This is a genomic window from Pseudomonas sp. PsB, from assembly GCF_043658375.1.
Lineage (GTDB): Bacteria > Pseudomonadota > Gammaproteobacteria > Pseudomonadales > Pseudomonadaceae > Aquipseudomonas > Aquipseudomonas putida_Z.
In genome coordinates this window covers 1-626 of the sequence record NZ_JBIGLU010000102.1, presented here as the reverse complement: position 1 = coordinate 626, position 626 = coordinate 1, and the positions used below count along the sequence as shown (strand labels likewise).

Annotated in this window: 1 protein-coding gene; it reads left to right on the top strand. The window is 60.4% G+C overall.

The features are described 5' to 3' along the window. The coding region (locus ACGLHT_RS30035; protein ID WP_394520775.1) for an immunoglobulin-like domain-containing protein at nucleotides 1-626 on the top strand (626 nt) is incomplete at both ends.

Here is a 626-nt window from a genome sequence, read left to right as displayed (position 1 = left end):
GCGTCGGTCAACCACAAAGTCACCGGTTCCGATCTGGTAGTGAAACTGGCCAACGGCCAGACCATCACCATCCCGGTAGGCGAGTCGTCGGCTTCTGTGCCATTCACCGCACCGAACAACGTCCACAACACCAACCTGGACCTGACCAACAAGATCACCAATATCTCGGGTGGCAATTACGAGAAGACCGTGGCGGTTGGTGAACCGGTGACCACTGTCACCGATAATCCGGCGACGCCGGACATCACCACGCTTACCCTGACCGCGACGGACACCGTGGCTGAAGGTGGCAAGATCACCTACACCGCCACCTTGACCAACAAGGCCGGCACCGACCTGGTGATCAAGCTGAGCAACGGCGAGACGATCACCATCGCCGCGGGCTCGAAGGAAGCCTCGATCACCATCGATGCGCCAAGCGACGATGTGTATGTCGATGCCGAAGACCTGAGCGTGACCGTCACCGGCACCACCGGCGGCGACTTCGAGAAATTGGAGGTCAGCAGCACTGCGGCCGTGACCAAGGTCACCGATACCATCGACACCACCACGGTGACCCTGACCGCCACGCAAAGTGTGGTCGAGGGCGGCGTGGTGACCTACACCGCATCGGTCAACCACAAAGT